The organism is Veillonella denticariosi JCM 15641, assembly GCF_002959855.1.
In the GTDB taxonomy this organism is placed as follows: domain Bacteria; phylum Bacillota; class Negativicutes; order Veillonellales; family Veillonellaceae; genus Veillonella; species Veillonella denticariosi.
The window spans coordinates 304,941-322,860 of the sequence record NZ_PPDB01000001.1; the positions used below are offsets into that span (position 1 = coordinate 304,941).

Annotated in this window: 18 protein-coding genes; 14 read left to right on the plus strand and 4 right to left on the minus strand. The window is 42.4% G+C overall.

Annotated features, from left to right (window positions below):
• Positions 1-31: 31 nt before the first annotated feature.
• The 4 genes from VEHSUH05_RS01480 (at position 32) to VEHSUH05_RS01500 (ending at position 2,170) form a co-directional block, all read left to right on the plus strand.
• Positions 32-289, plus strand: coding sequence for a putative Se/S carrier protein (locus VEHSUH05_RS01480; protein WP_038118181.1), 258 nt, complete (start codon positions 32-34; stop codon positions 287-289).
• 383 nt (positions 290-672) lie between these two features.
• Positions 673-999, plus strand: coding sequence for a winged helix-turn-helix transcriptional regulator (locus tag VEHSUH05_RS01490; RefSeq protein WP_095065201.1), 327 nt, complete (start codon positions 673-675; stop codon positions 997-999).
• Positions 1,000-1,036: 37 nt separating this feature from the next.
• A complete protein-coding gene (locus tag VEHSUH05_RS01495; protein ID WP_105090530.1) occupies positions 1,037-1,744 on the plus strand; it encodes an NAD(P)H-dependent oxidoreductase in 708 nt (235 codons plus the stop codon).
• Between the two features lie 189 nt (positions 1,745-1,933).
• The gene (locus VEHSUH05_RS01500; protein WP_054673887.1) at positions 1,934-2,170 is read left to right on the plus strand and encodes a CsbD family protein; all 237 of its coding nucleotides are present in this window, start codon (positions 1,934-1,936) and stop codon (positions 2,168-2,170) included.
• 80 nt (positions 2,171-2,250) lie between these two features.
• On the opposite strand, the gene ychF is transcribed toward VEHSUH05_RS01500, so the two are convergent.
• Positions 2,251-3,357 (minus strand): redox-regulated ATPase YchF, encoded by a 1,107-nt coding sequence (gene ychF, locus VEHSUH05_RS01505; protein WP_054674179.1) that lies wholly within the window; start codon positions 3,355-3,357, stop codon positions 2,251-2,253.
• Between the two features lie 392 nt (positions 3,358-3,749).
• On the opposite strand from ychF, the gene VEHSUH05_RS01510 reads away from it, so the two are divergent.
• Positions 3,750-4,922 (plus strand): class I SAM-dependent methyltransferase, encoded by a 1,173-nt coding sequence (locus VEHSUH05_RS01510; protein WP_105090531.1) that lies wholly within the window; start codon positions 3,750-3,752, stop codon positions 4,920-4,922.
• A gap of 113 nt (positions 4,923-5,035) precedes the next feature.
• Here VEHSUH05_RS01510 and VEHSUH05_RS01515 read toward each other — a convergent pair whose 3' ends face one another.
• Complete coding sequence (locus tag VEHSUH05_RS01515) at positions 5,036-6,007, minus strand: diaminopimelate dehydrogenase (RefSeq protein ID WP_105090532.1); 972 nt, start codon at positions 6,005-6,007, stop codon at positions 5,036-5,038.
• Positions 6,008-6,273: 266 nt separating this feature from the next.
• Between VEHSUH05_RS01515 and VEHSUH05_RS01520 the strand changes: the two genes are divergently transcribed.
• Positions 6,274-8,502 (plus strand): autotransporter outer membrane beta-barrel domain-containing protein, encoded by a 2,229-nt coding sequence (locus VEHSUH05_RS01520; RefSeq protein WP_105090533.1) that lies wholly within the window; start codon positions 6,274-6,276, stop codon positions 8,500-8,502.
• 214 nt (positions 8,503-8,716) lie between these two features.
• Here the strand turns inward: VEHSUH05_RS01520 and VEHSUH05_RS01525 are convergent, their stop codons facing one another.
• Positions 8,717-9,946, minus strand: coding sequence for an LL-diaminopimelate aminotransferase (locus tag VEHSUH05_RS01525; protein ID WP_105090534.1), 1,230 nt, complete (start codon positions 9,944-9,946; stop codon positions 8,717-8,719).
• Positions 9,947-10,144: 198 nt separating this feature from the next.
• On the opposite strand from VEHSUH05_RS01525, the gene VEHSUH05_RS01530 reads away from it, so the two are divergent.
• From VEHSUH05_RS01530 to VEHSUH05_RS01560, 7 genes are all read left to right on the plus strand, one after another.
• Positions 10,145-11,329 carry a multidrug effflux MFS transporter gene (locus tag VEHSUH05_RS01530; protein ID WP_105090535.1) on the plus strand — a complete coding sequence of 395 codons (1,185 nt, stop codon included), beginning with the start codon at positions 10,145-10,147 and terminating at the stop codon, positions 11,327-11,329.
• A 197-nt stretch (positions 11,330-11,526) separates the two neighbouring features.
• On the plus strand, positions 11,527-11,811 hold the full coding sequence (rpsF, locus tag VEHSUH05_RS01535; RefSeq protein ID WP_038118165.1) for a 30S ribosomal protein S6: 285 nt from the start codon (positions 11,527-11,529) through the stop codon (positions 11,809-11,811).
• A 19-nt stretch (positions 11,812-11,830) separates the two neighbouring features.
• Positions 11,831-12,229, plus strand: a complete 399-nt coding sequence (locus tag VEHSUH05_RS01540; protein ID WP_038118163.1) for a single-stranded DNA-binding protein — start codon at positions 11,831-11,833, stop codon at positions 12,227-12,229.
• A gap of 39 nt (positions 12,230-12,268) precedes the next feature.
• On the plus strand, positions 12,269-12,499 hold the full coding sequence (gene rpsR / locus VEHSUH05_RS01545; protein ID WP_004693795.1) for a 30S ribosomal protein S18: 231 nt from the start codon (positions 12,269-12,271) through the stop codon (positions 12,497-12,499).
• A gap of 409 nt (positions 12,500-12,908) precedes the next feature.
• On the plus strand, positions 12,909-13,772 hold the full coding sequence (locus VEHSUH05_RS01550) for a substrate-binding domain-containing protein (RefSeq protein WP_105090536.1): 864 nt from the start codon (positions 12,909-12,911) through the stop codon (positions 13,770-13,772).
• Positions 13,765-14,568 (plus strand): 4Fe-4S binding protein, encoded by an 804-nt coding sequence (locus VEHSUH05_RS01555; RefSeq protein ID WP_105090537.1) that lies wholly within the window; start codon positions 13,765-13,767, stop codon positions 14,566-14,568. The genes VEHSUH05_RS01550 and VEHSUH05_RS01555 overlap by 8 nt, the downstream gene beginning before the upstream one ends.
• A 2-nt stretch (positions 14,569-14,570) precedes the next feature.
• Positions 14,571-15,401, plus strand: coding sequence for a radical SAM protein (locus VEHSUH05_RS01560; protein ID WP_054673882.1), 831 nt, complete (start codon positions 14,571-14,573; stop codon positions 15,399-15,401).
• 98 nt (positions 15,402-15,499) lie between these two features.
• On the opposite strand, the gene VEHSUH05_RS01565 is transcribed toward VEHSUH05_RS01560, so the two are convergent.
• Positions 15,500-16,651: an aminotransferase class V-fold PLP-dependent enzyme gene (locus VEHSUH05_RS01565; protein ID WP_105090538.1), complete on the minus strand. Its 1,152-nt coding sequence runs from the start codon at positions 16,649-16,651 to the stop codon at positions 15,500-15,502.
• A 120-nt stretch (positions 16,652-16,771) separates the two neighbouring features.
• On the opposite strand from VEHSUH05_RS01565, the gene yedE reads away from it, so the two are divergent.
• Entirely contained in the window at positions 16,772-17,833 is a 1,062-nt protein-coding gene (gene yedE, locus VEHSUH05_RS01570) for a YedE family putative selenium transporter (RefSeq protein ID WP_105090539.1), read from the plus strand.
• Positions 17,834-17,920: the final 87 nt, after the last annotated feature.

Here is a 17,920-nt window from a genome sequence, read left to right on the forward strand (position 1 = left end):
ATAAAAGAATTTCTATCAAGGAGGTGAGGTATTGGAAAATAAAAAGTTACTCGTCGTATTTACGTCATATTACTTTGGGGATAAGGCGGATAAGGTTCTATCCGAACTCAATGTGCCTCATCAACTGATGGCGACGCCGCCGGAGTTGCATGATATGTGCGGCCTATCCATTGAAATAGAACCGGATATCGCGGATCATGTAAAAACTATATTAAAAGAGCACCGCATCAGTACATCCGGGCTGTTCTGGTATGAAAAAGGTGAATTGGCGGTGCCGTATAAGGTGTAGCAGATTTAGGCTTTTAACGATGAGTATCGAGCTACAGCTAAATATATAGTCACATAGTTACTTTTTTGTAACTATGTGACTTTTTTGTGCGTTCTTGTTAGAAAGTTTAATAGAGGTTATACTGACATCATCAGCTGACGAAATTAATGATTTTGATAAATATAAAGGAGCTTATTATGAGTACTAAAATGAACGCTATTACTTGACAAAAGAATTACATCAGGCAAAGCCGAATCCTATGATTAATGGACATCAGGATTGGCTGGACGGGTTAGTGCATGCTGCTAAAAGCTTTCACAAATAGGAGAAATAGTTTGTCGGTCAGAGCGGCTCGTGATACTATTAAATAAGAAATGGTTATGAATGCGCGTGAGGAGGTGGCTATGGAAGAAAAACAATTTAACTGCCCTGTTGAAGCTTCATTGAGCGTCGTAGGCGGTAAATATAAGTCTATTATTTTATTTCATTTAATGACGGAAGGTACGTTGCGATTTAATGAAATACAGAAGTTGATTCCTCAGGCCACGATAAAAATGCTTTCACAGCAGTTGAAAGACCTGGAAGGTGAAGGGGTTATCCATAAGGAAATTTATCCTGTAGTGCCGCCTAAGACGGAATATAGTATGACTGAATTCGGTGAAACATTGCGGCCTATTATCATGGCTATGTGTGACTGGGGAAGAACCTATAAACAGGATATGATAAAGTGATTTCAGATTATTTTATGTATTAAATAAGGAGATACAAATGAGTAAATATGAAATAGAAACAGTAAAACTGCAAGCACCTAAATTTGACCGTAAGGATCTGGAATATGCCATGACGTATCGATATGCGTGCAAGAAGTTTGATCCGTCTAAAAAAATATCTGATGAAGATTGGAATGCCATTTTGCAGGCCGCACGCTTGGCGCCGACATCCCTTGGTTTTGAACCGTTCCAATTGTTGGTGATTCAAAATCCTGAAATCAGAGAAAAAATGAAGGGTTATGGTTGGGGGATTCAGGCAGGTCTCGAAGCCAGTCATTTTGTAGTGATCCTGGCACGCAAGAAGATTGATTTGGAATTTGATTCTCCTTATATTCGTCATATTCAAGAAGAAGTCAAACAGTTACCTGCTGAAATTGATGCGGCATATCGTGATTTCTATGCAGGGTTTACTACGGAAGATTACAAAACCTTTGAGTCTGAACGCGCTGCATTCGACTGGACATCTAAACAAGCTTATATCGTAATGGCGAACATGTTGACGATGGCCGCGTATGAAGGCCTCGATTCCTGTCCGTTAGAAGGTTTTAACCAGGATAAGATGACTGCATTCTTGGGTGATGAACTCGGTTTGTTTGATACAAAACACTTCGGTATTGCCGTAATGGCGGCCTTTGGCTATCGTGATGAAGAACCTCATCGTAATAAGACGCGTCGCACGATGGATGAAATCGTAAGAGTGATTTGATTGCGTTCCTATACTTAAACTGAAACCTTTCATTTAATTTTTAATTGTAGAATGATATAATATAAAATATATTGATATGTTTATAAATTTATATAGATATCTTAAGTGTTTAATGTTAAACATATAAATAACTAAAACGTTTTAGGCTGGATGTATAAATTATATGTTTAAATGAAAGGAGTCATAATCATGGCTTTAGATGAAAAATTTGACCAAGCTAAAGGTGCATTGAAAGAGAATGCAGGTAAATTAACCGGTGACAAAAAAATGCAAGCGGAAGGTGCTGTAGAAAATACAGCGGCAAAAGTTAAAGATGTTGCTAAAGATGTTACTGAAGATCTTAAAAAAGCGACTGAAGACATTAAGGATGCCGTAGATGGTGCAATCAGCGGTGTCAAAAATGTTTTAAATAAAAATGACAAATAAATTTATATAAAAGGCTATTACATAGCAATAAAAAACCAGTAAATCCTGTGATTTACTGGTTTTTGTTATTATAAATTTGTTTATACATTGAAACGGAAATGTGTTACGTCGCCGTCCTTCATGACGTAATCTTTGCCTTCCAGGCGTACAAGTCCTTTTTCCTTAGCGGCGTTCTGACTGCCGCAAGCTTGTAAGTCATCAAAGGATACAATTTCAGCACGGATAAAGCCTTTTTCGATGTCGGAGTGGATTTTACCGGCCGCCTGTGGAGCTTTTGTACCGTTTACGATGGTCCAGGCACGAGCCTCCATTTCGCCGGCCGTGAAGTAATTGATGAGGCCTAAGAGAGCATAGCTTGCTTTGATGAGTTTAGTCAAACCGGATTCGGAAAGACCGAGGTCCTCTAAGAATGCAGCGGCTTCTTCATCGGATAATTCGGCGATTTCGGATTCGATACGGGCGGATACGACTACGATGCCGGATCCTTCCGCTTTTGCGTATTCCTCCACGCGTTTTACGTACTCGTTAGCGGAGTAATCGGATACTTCGTCTTCGGATATATTGGCCACATAGAGGGATGGCTTAGCCGTGAGCAAAGTCAATTCCTTGATCATATCCAATTCGTCTTCGTCGAGACCTTGGGCACGAACCGGCTTTGCCTCTCCGAGACCTTCGATGATGCGTTCCAACAATGGTAGTTCGGCACGAGCTTCTTTATCGCCGGATTTAGCGATTTTTTCGATGCGTTGCTTCCGTTTTTCTACGGATTCGAGGTCGGCCAGGCACAGTTCGGTATTGATGATTTCAATATCGCGAATCGGATCGATAGAACCCGATACATGTGTGATGTTAGGGTCGTCGAAACAACGGATTACCTGTGCAATCGCATCCACTTGACGAATGTGACTGAGGAATTTGTTGCCCAGACCTTCGCCCTTAGATGCGCCCGCTACGAGTCCTGCAATATCTACGAAGCGCATCGCTGCGGGCAGGATACGTTTGGAACCGAACATGTCCGCCAATACTTGTAGACGATCGTCAGGCACGTCTACAACGCCCACATTCGGCTCGATTGTGCAGAACGGATAATTCGCCGCTTCCGCACCGGCCTTGGTAATTGCGTTGAATAATGTACTTTTACCGACATTTGGGAGTCCTACAATGCCTACTTCTAAATTTGTGCTCATGGTACCACCTTTGATATACATAATACATAATGCCACATGGAATATGTGGACGATTTCGTTCATTGTGAAGGCTTATAGCAATGATTCGTTACAAACCTTATCAAATAAATATTATATCATACTAATACGATGGAGTTGCTCTATAAATTTAGAATAGATTATTTAGAAGTGCTATAAAGAAGTGCTATAATATAAATAGAGTTAAATATGTTACCTCAAGAAATTTGATAAGTTCATATTAAAATATAGGATTAATATAGATTTTTATTCGCCGTAACTATATAGATATAATTTATAGGTGTATATATTAATAGGGTATAGAATGTATCCAATTATGTTAATATATATTTCTAAAACTATATTGTGAAAGCTAATAGGAAAGGAAGTTAAGTATGTTTTCCAAACTATTTGATAGTTTCTTAGTCCATTATTTAGAACGTTTCAATGATCATTGTTTTACCGTAAAAATTGGAGATAATGAATATACGATCGGTGACGGAGAATCCGAGTTTACCGTCATCGTTAATCGCGATATTCCAAAGAAGGATTTGTTAATATCCGCAGAACTCGCCCTAGGTGAAGCGTATATGCGTAAAGATATCGAAATTGAAGGGGATTTATTTAAAGCGCTTTGTGTAGTCCTTGGTCATGTAGGAAAGGACTCTATCAATCGGAAGGTACTTAGCTCGCTCTTTAATGCAGGTCTTAAAAAGAAAGATCAAAAACAACAAGTATCTTCTCATTATGATTTAGGCAATGAATTCTATAAATTATGGCTTGATGAAACCATGAGCTATTCCTGTGCGTATTTTAAGCATGACGATGATAGTCTCAAAGATGCGCAATATCAAAAGGTTCATCATATTCTCGATAAATTATACTTAAAAGAGGGAATGACCTTGCTTGATATCGGTTGTGGATGGGGATTCCTTCTCATTGAGGCGGCCCGTAAATACGGTGTTAAGGGCTATGGGTGTACTCTGTCCGAAGAACAATGGAAAAAGGGGCAGGAACGCATCAAAGAATATGGCCTTGAAGGACAGGTTGAGATTGAGCTTATAGATTATCGCGACGTAGCGGCTTCCGGGCGTACCTTTGACCGCATTGTCAGCATCGGCATGCTTGAACATGTAGGACGTCCCAATTTTCCTCTGTATATGGAGGACGCTTCGGACATGCTTAAAAACGGCGGTTTATTCCTGCTCCATTACATCAGTGATCCTTCTGAAAAGGAAACAAGTGCCTGGATTCGTAAATATATCTTCCCGGGCGGATGTTTGCCGTCCCTTCGCGAAATGGTCAGTCTCGCTTATGACTATGATATGAATGTCATCGATGTTGAAAGTTTACGGTATCACTATTATAAGACTTTAATGCATTGGTATAACAATTTTCAAGGCGTCCGTGAGCAAGTAGAAGCGAAACGGGGCAGTGAATTCGTACGTATGTGGGATCTGTATCTTTGCGGATGTGCGGCAGGTTTCTACATCGGTAATATGGACTTGCATCAAATTCTGATGACAAAAGGTGTTACGAACGAGTTGCCGTTAACACGTTGGTATTAAGTAAGCGTAAAAAGAGGTTTATAGGATAAAAAAAGAGACCATCTTAGGGAGGTCTCTTTTAATATGTATGAAAAAAGATCCTCATCTATTTAACTCGATGAGGACCTTTTTTATTATAGAGAATGTGCTCTTAATTCTTCGGCAGATTGTGTGGAAATCCAAGCCGGTGGAATATCGAATACGGTGTAGCAACCTGTGCCGCCGTGTTTAGCGAGGCGATAGATACCGCGTGCGTAGGCAACGAGAACGGAGCCTGTGAATTCAGGGTTGGAGTCAAGTTTTAAGGAGTACTCGACAACGTGACGTGTGCCGTCTGTGCTTTCACCGGAGCGAAGAACAAAACCGCCATGTGGAATTCCCTTATGGTCACGATCGAGTTCCTCTTGAGAGATGAAGTGAACCACGGTTTCATAGCCTACGAAATAGTTTTCCATAGTTTTGATTTCGTTTTCAATTTTTGATTTGTCCGCATCAGGGGCAGCCACTACGTAGCAGTCGCGAAGGTGCCCCTTGTATGCGTCAACCTCAGGTGTTTCACCGTTGCGGATCGCTTCGAGATATTCCTCTTTAGGGCATGTGTATTGACGAGCATCAACGACGCCTTCGATACGGCGAATTGCATCGGAGTGTCCTTGCGATACGCCGCGGCCCCAGAATGTGTAGGATTTGCCTTTCGGCAAGATGCTTTCAGCATATACACGTTGCAAGGAGAACATACCCGGATCCCAACCGCAGGAAATCAATGTAGCTGTTTTAGCCTCTTTAGCCACCTTGTCTACATTGGCGAAGTGTTCAGGAATACGTGCGTGAGTATCGAAAGAATCGATACAGTTGAAGTATTTGGATACCATCGGTGTCTGTTCGATAAGGTCCGTTGCGCTGCCGCCGCAAAGAACCATAACATCGATTTTCCCTTTGAAGTTAGGTAGATCTTCCATTGTATAGGTCGGAATACCGGAAACAGTTTTAAGACCTTTTCGGCGAGAGAATACGCCAACAAGTTCCATGTCCGGTTGTAATTTAACAGATGCTTCTACGCCACGGCCCAAATTGCCGTAGCCGACGATGCCGATACGAATATTCATATTAGCCTCCTATATATAATTAAAGTAAATTCCATTGAATATTATAGCATAGAATGAGTGCTTTTAATAATATTCTATAGAATATTATTAGAGGATATTTAAAGGTATAATCGCCTAATTATATTTTGCACAACTATATCGATACATAGCGCCTGGTTATGGATTAAAAAGAAAACATCATATGTCCAAGAATTGACACATACACCCTCTGGACGGATAGAATAAAAGTAGATATTTATTGTGTGTACGTTTGAGGAGGTCAGCACATGAAAAGGACTACATATATTGCCGTTATAGCGGCATTGCTTATTACGGGTGCCAGCGCAGATGTTATGGTATCGGCTACGACGATTACGAGTCATACGGACGGTAAATCCATCGGACTTAATTTGTGGGGAGAGACGCGGCACTATACGGATGATGTGACTGTAGATGTATCGGGGATGGGCGTGAATGGTACAAAATACCATAACAATGTAACGGCTATTTATGCGCTTGATGGAACGCAGGTGGCATTGGATAAAAATGTAACGATAAAGGTTAAAAATCCTGCTCCGGCTGAAAGCGGAGCTCAGCGAAGACCTGATTTAGCGCATTATTATATGAGCGGTATCTATGCCGGCTATGGCGGTCTGACCAGTGACGGCAATAATGACGATACTCGCGTTAACGTAAAAGGAAATGCCGATATAGATGTGGTCGGTGTCGGTTTACAGGCAAATAAAGACGGATATATTCGCGTTCTCGGCGGTGCAGATGTTAAAACACATCCGCTGGATACTTCGGATACATATTCCGCACTTTCAGAGGAAGGTTTTGTTTACGTGAATACCGGGATGGATGGTTTGCATCCGGGGAAAAATGATGTGAAGATGTACGGTAATGTAGGGTTTATTAATAAGAATTACGGCATTGAAGTGAATCCTCATAATCATGGATCCGAAATTTCTTTGGGGTTAACAACGCCTAATTCTAAATTGGTTGGCGGTGTACTTAATGAATTTGATGAAAGTAATAACAATCCATATCATGGCGGTTTAAGATTATATTTGCAGAATGGTGCTACGTGGCGCAATGAATGGTTAGGGGCGGAACGTGTATATCCGACACAAGGTCGTCCGGATACGGCAAATTATTTGTATACGGGCAGTAAAGTGGAGCACTTTATAGGCGGTGCGGATGAGGCGAGTCGCGGTATTATTCAGCCGGTGGATGAAAGACCTATAACGATCAATAATTACAAAGGCCATGCTGTGGCGGATTATTTGAAGGGCGCTCCGGCCATGAAAAACGGGAAAGGCGACATCATTGTCAATCATGCCGATACAGGTTCGGCTCTTATTATGCACAGTTCCTCAGGCGCTCTGAATGAATCCGGTGATTTTAAATCGGCGAATTTCAGGGAAGTATTGAATCGTTTGGCCAACAAACTGGTATATGCCGGCTATACTAAAGGGGAACGCAATCTGTCCACTACGGTACAGGTCGATGAAGGCATTATCAGTCCGACGGTGACCGCTAATCTTGGAACCGAAGGGTATGATGTAAACGGCAGAGCTTATGTATCTGATAAAACATCGATGACGACCCGTGAAAGTGAATTGGTTTCAGGGGCTAAAAGTGCGTTAGCTTCTTCTGTTATGCAGATGAGGGCCGATACGAATGATTTGCAACGTCGTCTCGGGGATGTGCGTATCAATCCGGCTGCACATGGTGTTTGGGGCAAATATATTGGCGGTAAGTCTAAAATGACAGATGATGCCTATGTAAATCAAACGTACAACATGGCACAGGTGGGCTATGATACGCTTCATGGTGACTGGACAGTCGGTGGCGCTTTATTGTATGGCACGAGCAATAGTGACTATGCGCAAGGCTCCGGCTCAGGTAAAACAGCGGGCTTAGCTCTATATGGTGCAAAACAGTTTACCGATGGCCGTTACGTAGATGTGATTGGTAAGGTAAATCGTTTGAAAAATGACTTCACCGTTCGAAATAGTTTAGGCACTACATTAAGCGGTGATTACCATAATATAGGGGCGTCCTTGAGTGTTGAATATGGTAAACGGATTAAGAAGGACAATGGTTTTTATATCGATCCTAATGCGGAGTTGTCGTTCAGCCGTTTGTCCGGTAAAAGCTTTGATGCTCGAACTGACGCGGGCAGCAACGTACATATTGATTCTGATGCGGTTAATTCCGTTATCGGCCGCGTCGGTGTAGGCATCGGCAAGGAAAATAAGAATAGCAATATCTTCCTTAAGGCTGCGTTAGCCCATGAGTTTTCCGGTAAAATGAATGCTACATACAGTACGGCCGGAGAAGCGACAACAAGGAGTGAAGTAAATTTAAAAGATACATGGCTTGACCTTGAACTCGGAGGTTCCTGGAGTGTACGTCCGAACACATATGTATACGGGACTTTCACCAAAAACTTTGGTGCTAAGGTAGATAATTCCTATCGCGTGGATGCGGGGATACGGCATAGCTTCTAATTGGTTTATGAGGATACTTTTAATTAAAAGTAGTCGTCATTAATTAAAATAAGTGTCGTAAACTAAATATGGGCATTATCAAGTAAATATTAAAGTCCTAAATGATATGAAAAGACCGGGTACATCTCATTCGAATAAATGGAGATGTACCCGGTCTTTCTATGTATATAGTTATTTGTGCATTTTGAACGATGATCGGACTGTTGAATGATTATCAGAACTGTAAAGTTTTGATTCTTTCAACAGCGCGAATCGTATTTTCACGACTGCCGAAGGATGTTAAACGAAGGTAGCCTTCGCCGTGAGGTCCGAAGCCGGAACCCGGTGTAGATACGATTTGAACCTTTTCAAGCAAGATGTCGAATAATTCCCAGCTGGTCATATTTTCAGGGGTTTTAAGCCAAATATATGGTGCATCGACACCGCCGTATACAGTGAGGCCGATAGATTCGAGGCCCTCCTTGATGATGCGGGCGTTTTCTTTGTAGTATGCAATGTTTGCGCGTGTCTGTTCGCGGCCTTCTTTTGTATAAACCGCTTCGGCGCCGCGTTGAATAATATAAGGAACCCCGTTGAATTTCGTACATTGACGGCGATTCCACATAGGATTGAGCGCTTGACGTTCACCGGCTTTAGTTTTCCCGGTTACTTCTTTCGGTACTACTGCATAGGCACAACGTGTACCGGTGAAGCCGGCCGTTTTGGAGAAGGAACGGAACTCGATAGCCACCTCACGAGCACCTTCGATTTCATAGATGGAGTGAACCGTATCGTCCGTACTGATGAAAGCTTCATAGGCGGAGTCAAACATCAGGATTACATCGTTTTCTTTACACCAGTTGATCCATTCAGCTAAACGCGTGCGACTTAACACCGTGCCCGTTGGATTATTAGGGGAGCAGAGGTATACGATGTCTACGTGCTCTGTTGGAAACTCAGGAGAGAAATTATTTTCAGTGGAGGTAGGCAGGTACACAACCTTTTGGAAAATACCGTCCACCGCTTCGCCGGTGCGGCCGCCCATAACGTTGGAATCAAGATAAACCGGATATACCGGATCGGTGATGGCGATGATATTGTCTTCGCTGAATAATTCCTGGATATTACCGACATCAGATTTAGCACCGTCGGATACGAAAACTTCATCCGGAGCGATTTCGATGCCTAATGGTTTATAATCGCCGTCGATGATTGCTTGGCGAAGGAAATCATAGCCTTGTTCGGGACCATAGCCGCGGAATGTTTCCGCTTTTCCCATTTCCTGAACGGCTTTACTCATTGCATCGATTACAGCCGGTACGAGCGGCAATGTAACATCGCCGATACCGAGACGGATAATATCCGCATCCGGATGAGCCGTTTGGTAGTCACTTACCTTTTTAGCGATATCGGCAAATAAATAAGAACCTTGTAGGTTTAAATAGTTTTCATTAATATTGGCCATGAGGACTCCTTTTCTGTGATTGGGATTTTATATCATGTATAGTTTATATAGTAAATTATATAGAATAATGGTGCAATAGTTTTCTATAGAATCTTGCGTAGTTTTTGCTACGCTTTTTATTATATTCTTAGCTTTGGTATAATGAGGATGTATAGTTATTAAATTGTGGTTCTGTGTGCATATGAAAGTGGTGACTTTATGCTGACGATTAGCAATAAAGGATGGCTTTTTATTTCTATATTAAGTGCCTTAATGGCGTTTACATCATTATCTACGGATATTTATTTGCCTGCTATGCCTGCAATGGGGCGAGATCTCAATGGTGATGCGGAGCTTACGTTGACCGGTTTCTTAATAGGTTTTGCGTTGGCACAGCTTTTCTGGGGCGCCGTTAGCGATAAAATTGGTCGTAAGAAACCGCTTATAATTGGGATAGTTTTATTCATTATCGGTTCTGTAGGATGTGCATTGAGTTCATCTATGCTGGAGTTACTTGCTTGGCGAGTATTCCAGGCGTTTGGTGCCTGTGTAGGGCCTATGTTATCTCGTGCTATGATTCGAGATCTTTACGGTCGGACCGAGGCGGCTAAGATGTTGTCGACCCTTGCCATTGTCATGGCGATTGCGCCTATTGTGGGGCCGATGCTGGCGGGGCATTTGCTTCTGTGGTATACCTGGCATGCTATATTCTGGCTATTGGTCGGAATCGGTATAGTGATGCTCGTGGCGGTGGCTGTATTACCTGAAACACATCCCCGGGAGAAACGCAGCAAGCGTTCTATCAGCCATACATATATAAATTATTGGATTTTATTACGCAATAAGGGTTTTATGAAATATACACTCTGTGTGAGTTCATTTTATATTGCCATTTATGCGTTTTTAACAGGCTCTCCATACGTATATATTGACGTATATCAAGTCCCGACCGAATATTTCGGATATCTGTTTGCTGTTAATATTATCGGTGTTATGTTGTTGAGCGCTATTAATCGCCGTATCGTCAGTGCTATACGCCTCGATCGATTATTGCGGTATGCTACTCTGTTTGCCGCTTTTTGCGTATCAGTTGTGATGGGATTGATGCTTTTAGGATATCATTCACTGTGGTTAATCGTTATCGGTTGTTTTTTATTTTTCTCCATGAATGGGATTATCGCAGCGGTTACGAATGCATTGGCATTAGATCGTGCCGGTAAAATGGCCGGATCAGGGGCTGCTTTATTGGGGGCTATGCAATATGGCAGCGGTATCGTATCATCTTTGATGTTGACCTTCCTGCCGAACGATTCGGCATATCCGATGATGGGAATCATCGCTATATTTGTTATTCTCTGTGCTGTAATAGCTTATCCGGAGGATGAACGATACAGTAGAATATAATTTTTATGAAAGCAGGGGCTATAAATAAACTGCCGCCAAGAGCCAAGAATTGGATACATTTTTAGGAGATGCAGTTCAAAATGTGTCCTTGCTTTCATCATATTTTTAGGTTATAATAGTAAGGCTTATTGATGGTAAGCACTTCCTACCCCTATGTGTCGATAGGGGCATTAGTCCGAAAGAGGAGGTGATTTTGTATGAACAAATACGAAGTCATGTTTATTGTGAAACCAGCTGAAGAAGAGGCAACTAACGCTGTTATTGAAAAAGTAGAAGCTTTAATTGCTCGTGTAGGCGGCACAGTAGAAAAGGTAGATCGTTGGGGCAAGAAACGTCTTGCTTACGCGGTGAAGAAATTCACTGACGGTTTTTATGTATTGATTAACTTTGAAGCAGATCCTGCTGAAATCAAAGAAATCGATCGTGTAATAAAAATCAACGATGAAGTCCTAAGACATTTAATTGTAAAACACGACGCATAATTAAAGCCTGGAGGAAAACATGAACTCTGTACAAATTCTAGGTAATTTAGCTCGTGACCCTGAAGTCCGTTATACCAAAACAGGTCGTGCGGTGGCAACTTTCACAGTGGCTGCAACGAATACCTATATTGATTCCACAACGAATGAGACGAAAGAACAGACTGCTTTCATCAACTGCGTTGCGTGGGGTAAACTTGGTGAAGCGGCAGGTAATCTTCGTAAAGGCAACCGTTGCTTTGTAGAAGGTCGCTTGCAGACTCGTTCCTACGAGACTCAGGATGGTCAAAAGCGGTACGTTACCGAAGTGGTAGCGAACTTTGTGGGCCAATCCCTTGATATGAATACTAATTCTTTCGATGGTGGGTCCAATTTTGATAGTTTCAGTACAGGCGGCGATGACGAAAACATCCCGTTCTAGTGTCAGGGACTCCTACTAATTCGAAAAGGAGGATTCGCAATGAGAAGAGATAGAGGCAGAAAGCCAAGAAGAAAAGTATGCGTTTTCTGTGCAGACCATATCGATCAAATCGACTATAAAGATGTTGCTAAACTTCGTCGTTTTACGACTGAACGCGGTAAAATCTTACCTCGTCGTATTTCCGGTACTTGCGCAAAACATCAACGCAAATTGACTACATCTATCAAACGTGCACGTGCAATCGCTTTATTGCCATTCACTGCTGAATAATTGATAAATTAAAGCGGTACAACCAATCGGTTGTACCGCTTTTTTTACGCGCTTAATAGGTATAAGTAATCATCAGTTACACCAAGCACGTAAATATAAATGTAAAATTATCTAGAAATAATAAACTGTCTGATAGCTTCTTGCTATAACTGTAATGCATAGTACATATACCGTTTCTTTATCTGTCGAAAAATGCATGATATATGGAGGTAATAAATATTCAATAATGTCGATATAAATATATATAGATCGTTTTTATAGAATTAGATGAATTATGGTATTTAATATGATTAATCTGTATAAAGAGATTTAACCTAAAATGCATAGAATATTAGAATTATGCATTAAATTCATATTATAATACAAATATATAGAATGCTGTAAAGTTCAGTAAAAAGGTGGTGAGTATGTGGGATTTTTGAAAAAAGATATATCCCGGCGCCAATTTATTGGTGGCGCTTTAGCTTTAGCCGCAGCTTCCGCAGTACCCTCGTTTATACGCGGTGCGTATAAACCGACACAGACTGATTCACTTCAAGTGTGGACCTGTGGAGGGCTGTCGGAGGCTTTTTTAGATTTAAATCAAGTCTATACGATGCATACCGGACATAATATTCAGTACACAGGTGCTTTTGCGGGGGCGATCGGTAAATCCCTGATGGACGGAAAGAGTCGCACCGAGATTTTTGGCGCTCGCGGTTTAGAATTGGCGAAAACTATGCGCAAGAAGGGTGTAAGTATCGCCTTTGAACCGCTATGTTTTACAGACTATGTTATCGTGACACCGAAAGGAAATCCTGCGGGGATAAGAGATTTGCAGGATATGGCTGAGCCGGGTGTCCGGGTCATGTTGCCGCTGGGGGCATCACCGCCCGGCAGTGCTTCCGTAAAGGGGATTATGAAATTATCCGGCTTGACAGAGGGCATTATGAAAAACATGGTATCTGAAAATGCCTGTGTTATCTCTATGATGTGCGACCTTATAGAGGGGAAAGGGGACGTATCCATTATTGAAAAACGGCTCACTACACATGACCGTTTTAAGGATCGCATCGAATATTTCCCGATATCACCACAATTCGTGCCGCCGGCACCGTTGACTTTCACCATTAACACGATGAAATATGTGCAGGATCGTGCATTAGCATCGGATTATATTGAGTTTACACGCTCCAGGGAAGGGCAACAAATCCTTGAAAATCACGGGTTTACATCTGTTCATAGTGCGAGAGGTCTCGATTTGATAGAAAGGTTCGGTGTAAAAGATGTGTAATCAATGTCATGCATCCACAAGCTGTACTGTTCAATCCGAAAATGCCTGTGCATCCAGATCGGTAAAAAAACTATCCATATGGCGCCGTATCGTGCAGTTTATATTTCTTTTTATTATGGGCAAATGGGTGTATTACGGAGTGTTCCGCTGTCCTTATATCGTGCCTTTCGTCAACTGTGAAAGCTGCTCCATGATTACCTGCTGGGGGCGAATTACAGCGTATTTCTATGCATGGTGGATTATCATCCTGATTATGGCAGTCCTCTTTGGCCGTGCTTTTTGCAGTTGGTTCTGTCCAAGTGGATGGGTAAATCAAATGCTGGGGAAACTTTCAATAAGCAAATGGAAAAATCGAAAGTCCTATATGCGCTTATTCCAGCTGGGGATGGTGATTATGGTTGTATTAGGCGCTATCGTATATTTCAAATACGGCAATCCCCGCATTATGATACCGATACGGACGAGTGATGAATATTTTAATGCAGTCATTTTATCTATGCAGTTCTCAGAATGGTATTGGGCTGCCCGTACCATTACGGTGGTATCCATTATCGCCGCATCCCTTATTATTGCTAATGTATGGTGCAGATTTGTATGTCCTGTAGGGGGCATCATGGAACTGATTCGTAAGATTTCTATCTTCAGAGTCTATAAAACTGATGCTTGTGATAACTGTGATGCGTGCCTGCGCATCTGTGAAATGGGAACTCGCCCCGATGAAATGAACTGTACTAACTGTGGTGATTGTTTGCATGTATGTCATAAGAATGCCATTAAGTTCGGACGGAAAGGTTGAGTATGAAAGAGATTCAAGGACAAAGTTTCTTGCAAAATCATCCGTGTTACAACAAGGATGCCGCGGCCAACTGGGGACGATTACATTTGCCGGTAGCACCGAATTGTAACATTCGATGTAATTATTGTAATCGCATGTACGATTGTGCCAATGAAAATCGTCCGGGCGTGACACAACATATATATACGCCTCAAGAGGCTGTATCTTTTGTGCGGAAGGTATTTGATGCGCGTCGAGATATTTCCGTTGTCGGTATTGCTGGACCCGGAGATCCCATGTGTGATGCGGATAAGACCCTCGAAACATTTCGTCTCGTGAAACGTGAAATCCCTCATGTGATGTTGTGTTTATCCAGTAATGGTCTTGCCGTTCCGGATTATATTGACGCTATTCATGATTTAGGAATTACTCATGTGACGATTACGGTAAATGCTATCGACCCGGTCGTGGCGAGCCATATGTATTCCATGGTGTGCTATGATGATACGATTTATAGAGGTATTGAGGGGGCTCGTATTTTATTGGAACGTCAGGCTGAAAGTATCAGAAAATTAAAGGAACGAAATTTTATCGTCAAAATTAATACGGTGGTTGTACCGGAAGTCAACATGGATCATGTACCGGCTATCGCTAAACAGGCGGAAGAGTGGGGTGTCGACCTGATGAATTGTATCGCCATGATTCCCGTACATGATACATTCTTTGCGAATCATCGGAGTCCGACGAAGGATGAAATTGATAATATACGCCGGTTCATTCGACACTATGTGCCTCAGATGACACATTGCAATCGGTGTCGTGCCGATGCAATAGGACGACTACGCGAGGCATAGGGCAAATTATATATTTCCGGAGGGGGAGATGTATTTACTAAAAATGAAATGTTTTGGACGAAAAAAAGGCTATATATAATATATAACCTTTAGATTATTTAAGTATTCGTAATTATGCGCAGTGCGGACAGTGTTTTTGCTACATCTTCCTGGGTATTGGCATAGCCGAAGGAGAAACGCACGGTTCCTTTGGGATAGGTCCCCAGTGTTTTGTGCGCTCGCGGTGCACAATGAAGCCCCACACGAGTCATGATGTGATGGATTGATTCGAGCTCGTAGGCTACGGTGGCCGGATCCATATTGTCTACGGTGATTGACACGACGGCTGTCCTGTCCTGTGTATCCTGTTTACCGATGATATGAATGCCCTTTATCGCTTGTAATCCTGCGAGAAATGTTTTGGTTAGAGCCATTTCATGGTTGTGAATTGATTCTATTCCTCGAGACTCTATAAATCTAAGTCCTTCGTTGAGGCCGATAATGCCGGGCAAGTTCAACGTGCCCGCTTCAAAGGCGTCAGGCATCGTGGTCGGCATGGTTTCCAAGTGCGAAAAACTGCCGGTACCGCCCGCTATAAGTGCGATGAGTTGATTTGCCATATCTTTTGTCATTACAATACCGCCGACACCTTGCGGACCGAGTAATCCTTTATGTCCTGTAAAACAGAGTGCGTCAATGTGTGATGCTTTCACATCGATAGGCAGTGTGCCCGCTGTCTGAGCACTATCGACGATGAAATGTAAATTATGGCGTTTGCATATTTCGCCGATTTCCGCAATAGGTTGTACGGTGCCGCATACATTAGAGGCGTGATTGATGATGATAGCCACCGTTTTGGGCTGAATGAGATTCTGTATTGCAGGGAGGTCGATAGATCCTGTTGTATCGCAAGGAATGACATCAAATGTGATGCCATCTGCAAGCAATTGGGTCAGAGGCCTCATAACGGCATTATGTTCCATCGAGCTGACGAGTACATGGTCCCCCTGCTTGAGCAGTCCCTTAATGACCATGTTGAGGCTCATCGTAACATTCTGTGTAAAGATAACATGGGACGGATCGCAGCCGTTGAATAGATGATGTAGACGTTCACGTGTCGTATAGATGATATCCTCTACATCATAAGCGAGAGTGTAGGAGCCTCGGTTGATATTGATACCCCGGTTTGTAATATAGTTTGCCATAGCGTTCGCTACGGTCGGCGCTTTGGGAAATGTCGTACAGGCATTGTCCAGATAAATATAGTTCATAGGCAATCTCCATGAATGATAATGTATATTTATGGTTATTATATCATGCTTATATATTTTTATTCTGGTGGATTCATATAGTTTGGTTTTGTTGTATAGGTAAGCGGAAAGGAGTTTATTATGAATGGGTTTCATGAGAAACGGACGTTGATTATTTCAGGTCTTATTATCGGGGCAATTGCAGGCTTTCTGGTGTTGGCAGGTAATCCTGCTAATATGGGATTTTGTATCGCCTGCTTTATTCGTGATACCGTTGGTAGTCTTGGTCTGCACCGGGCTGCACCGGTACAGTATATTCGCCCTGAAGTCATCGGGCTTATATTAGGCGCTTATGCATTATCCATTATTCGGGGGGAACATCAGAGCAAGGGCGGTTCGTCGCCTATCATTCGATTTATTCTCGGCTTTTTTGTCATGATCGGTTCCTTGATGTTTCTCGGGTGTCCTCTTCGCATGATTTTGCGCCTGGGCGGAGGCGATTTAAATGCTATTTTCGGTATTCTCGGCTTTGCCGGAGGTGTCGGTATCGGAACGATTTTTTTAAAGCGCGGATATTCATTGCAACGTACCTATGCGTTGAGTAAACTGGAATCAGCCATGATGCCTGCCATCCAAGTGGCTTTGCTGATTCTCCTTGTGGCTGCACCGGCATTTATCCTCTTTAGTCAAAAAGGTCCCGGCTCAATGCATGCACCTTGGCTTATTTCCTTGGTCGCAGGTCTGGTTGTAGGCGGCCTTGCTCAATTAAGCCGGCTTTGCACCGTTGGTGGCTTCCGTGATTTATTCTTGTTCAAAAAATCTATTCTTATCTTTGGTTATTTAGCTGTTCTCATTGGTGTATTCGTTGTAAATATCAGCTTTGGTAATTTCCATCTCGGCTTTGAAAACCAACCGATTGCACATACAGATGGATTGTGGAACTTCCTGGGTATGGCGCTTGCAGGTTTCTGCAGTGTATTGCTTGGCGGTTGCCCGTTGCGTCAACTTATCATGACCGGTGAAGGTAATTCCGATTCCGCTGTTACAGTACTTGGCCTTGCGGCAGGGGCTGCATTTGCACATAATTTTGGCCTTGCCGCATCCGGTGCAGGGCCTACATTGAATGGTCAGATTGCTGTAGGTGTTGGATTTATAGTAGCACTCATCATTGCTATATTTAATACAAAACGCGCTAATGCTTAGATTGTAGCAGTTTGGACTTTATGTGATATGATTAATGTATAGTTGATATTTGTAATCTATAATTCCATTTGTTAAATTACCTAGAAT